This is a genomic window from Hydrogenophaga sp., assembly GCF_051007235.1.
GTDB lineage: Bacteria > Pseudomonadota > Gammaproteobacteria > Burkholderiales > Burkholderiaceae_C > Hydrogenophaga.
Genome location: NZ_JBPCSJ010000247.1, coordinates 1 through 1,969 on the forward strand (window position 1 = coordinate 1; position 1,969 = coordinate 1,969).

The 1,969-nt window shown below is 70.0% G+C and carries 3 protein-coding genes and 1 pseudogene; all 4 read right to left on the minus strand.

Features of this window, described 5'->3' with window-relative positions:
* Positions 1 to 167: 167 nt before the first annotated feature.
* Positions 168 to 941, minus strand: a complete 774-nt coding sequence (locus tag ACR2JA_RS08935) for a GNAT family N-acetyltransferase (RefSeq protein WP_434008744.1) — start codon at positions 939 to 941, stop codon at positions 168 to 170.
* 10 nt (positions 942 to 951) lie between these two features.
* The gene (locus ACR2JA_RS08940; RefSeq protein WP_434008745.1) at positions 952 to 1,437 is read right to left on the minus strand and encodes a molybdenum cofactor biosynthesis protein MoaE; all 486 of its coding nucleotides are present in this window, start codon (positions 1,435 to 1,437) and stop codon (positions 952 to 954) included.
* 2 nt (positions 1,438 to 1,439) lie between these two features.
* The gene (gene moaD / locus ACR2JA_RS08945; RefSeq protein ID WP_434008746.1) at positions 1,440 to 1,691 is read right to left on the minus strand and encodes a molybdopterin converting factor subunit 1; all 252 of its coding nucleotides are present in this window, start codon (positions 1,689 to 1,691) and stop codon (positions 1,440 to 1,442) included.
* Positions 1,688 to 1,969, minus strand: a pseudogene (locus ACR2JA_RS08950) (molybdopterin molybdenumtransferase MoeA); the annotation flags it as partial. The gene moaD and the pseudogene ACR2JA_RS08950, both read right to left, overlap by 4 nt.

Sequence of the window (1,969 nt, forward strand, 5' to 3'; positions counted from 1 at the left end):
CTGCCCGACCTGTGGCTCAAGGCGCTGGTGCCGGCCAACCGCATCGAGCTGCCCCGCATCCGCCGCCTGCTGCACTGGCTCACGGTGCAGCTGCAGTCAGCCCAGCTGGGGGGTCACTGGCCCACGGCCCCGCACCCGGCGACCTGAGCCGACCGGTGGACCGCCGGTCATCCCCCGGGGGTGGTGGGCGGGCGCCAGTAAGCGTAAGACCAGGCCGTGACCATACCGGCGCGGCGGTACAGGGCCAGGGCCGGCGTGTTGGCCGCGTCGACTTGCAGAAAGGCCCGGGTGATGCCCCGGCGCTGCGCTTCCAGCGCCATGGCGCGGATCAGGCGCCCCGACAGGCCCCGCCCACGGTGGCTGGCCGCCGTTCGCAGGCCGTGCAGGCTCAGCCAGCCCTGCGCGTAACAGGCGGCGCCGCAGGCCAGCGTCTGCCCGCCTTCGCGCAGGCTGGCGAACAGCGTGCCCTCAGCGCGCGACAGGGCCTTCGATCGGCTGGCTCCGTCGACCGGGTCCAGCCCCTCGCCCAGGAACATCGCCATCCAGGCGGCGTCTGGGCGGATGTCCAGCGACACGCCGTCGGTGTGGCTGGACAGCGCTTGCAGGCCGTCCAGCGCGCCGACCAGGGTCAGCGTGGGTTGTTCGCGCCGGTAACCGCTCGCGGCCAGCTGTGGCCACCAGGCTTCAAACGCGGGCAGGTCCGGCAGTCGAAACACCGGGCGCAAGCCGGCGTCGCGGTAGCGCCGGGCGATGGTGTGAATGAGCGCCGGATCGTGTGCGCCATGGTGCAGCGGCACGGCGCTGTGGGCCCGACCGACCGTGCCGGAGTCCAGCGGCAGCAGCCAGCCGTCGAGGGCGTCTACCCGCTCCGGTGCGACCGCGGTCAGCGTCGCACGCTCGATGGACTCGACGTCGACGGCGCTGAGCAACAGGCTCGCCACAGCAGCAGGGTCAGGCGTTGCTGGACGCGATGCCCCACTTGGCCAGCGCGGCGTCGTCGCTGACCCGGGCGTCGACCCAGCGTGCGCCCTCAGGCGTCTGTTCCTTCTTCCAGAACGGCGCCTGGGTCTTGAGGTAGTCCATCAGGAATTCGCAGGCCTGGAAGCTCTCGCCGCGGTGCGCAGAGGTCACGGCCACCAGCACGATCTGGTCCAGCGGCTGCAGCAGGCCCACGCGGTGGATCACCCGCGCGCCGAAGATGTCAAAGCGTTTGAGGGCCTCGTCGATCATCTGCTCGATGGCCTTTTCAGTCATGCCGGGGTAGTGCTCCAGCTCCATCGTGGACACCGACTGCCCGTCGTTGCGGTCGCGCACCGTGCCCACGAAGGTGCAAATGGCACCGACGCCCTTGTCGTTGGCGCGCAGCCGGGCGACCACGGTCGAGAGATCGAAGTCCTCGGTTTGAATGGACACACGTGGAAGGACGGGGGCGTTCATGGTCAGCCTCCGGTCACGGGCGGAAAAAACGCGACTTCAGCACCTTCGCTCAGCGCGGCGGACTCGTCGGCCATGGTCTGGTTGAGCGACACGCGCACCGCCCGGCCCCGCGCCAGCGCTTCGGCGTGAGCACCACCGCGGGCGATCAGTTCCTCGCGCAGCGCGGCCAGCGAGGTGGCCGAGGTTTCAAGGGTCTCGCTGCCGCTGCCGATGGCTTCGCGGATGGAGGCGAAATAACGCAGCTGGATCTTCATGCGAGCAGGTCCGAGAGAGCGATGAAATGAACCAGATCGCCACGGGCGATGGTGCTGCCGGCCGGGTTGTCGACCAGGCCGTCGGCCCAGACGGTGGAGGTCAGCACGCCCGAACTCTGGTTGGGGAACAGGTCCAGCCCGCCGGCCTCGTTGCGGCGCACGCGCAGGAATTCGCGGCGCTTGTCGGCGCGCGGCAGGTCGAAGTCGGCGCGCAGCCGCATGGTCTTGAACGGCGGCAGAAAGGCCGATTCAGCGGCACCCTGCAGCTTGAGCAGGAA

Coding starts and splice junctions, on each gene's coding strand:
- ACR2JA_RS08940 (WP_434008745.1), bottom strand. CDS start 1,437: ATGAACGCCCCCGTCCTTCCACGTGTGTCCATTCAAACCGAGGACTTC.
- moaD (WP_434008746.1), bottom strand. CDS start 1,691: ATGAAGATCCAGCTGCGTTATTTCGCCTCCATCCGCGAAGCCATCGGC.